Source organism: Pseudomonas persica, from assembly GCF_900291015.1.
Lineage (GTDB): Bacteria > Pseudomonadota > Gammaproteobacteria > Pseudomonadales > Pseudomonadaceae > Aquipseudomonas.
The window spans coordinates 1-276 of record NZ_OLKL01000122.1 but is presented as its reverse complement, the minus strand read 5'-3'; the positions used below and the strand labels follow the sequence as shown (position 1 = coordinate 276).

Below are 276 nucleotides of genomic sequence, written 5' to 3'. Positions count from 1 at the left end.
GAATGTGATACGGCCGTGATTGCCGCTAACCGTATTGCAGCAATGGAAGTTCGTCCTACTGCCGTATTCTGCTTCAACGACACCATGGCATTCGGTTTAATGAGTCGCCTTCAACAATTAGGTGTAAAAGTTCCAGAAGATATTTCCGTTATCGGTTATGACAATATCGAATTGGCTGAGTATTTCTCTCCACCACTGACAACAGTGCACCAACCGAAGCGTCGTGTAGGTAAGAATGCGTTTGAGATTCTTCTAGAACGAATCAAAGATAAAGGT

The 276-nt window shown here is 43.8% G+C and carries 1 pseudogene; it reads left to right on the top strand.

What is annotated here, in order from left to right:
- Positions 1-276, top strand: a pseudogene (gene purR, locus FQ664_RS25975) (HTH-type transcriptional repressor PurR); the annotation flags it as partial.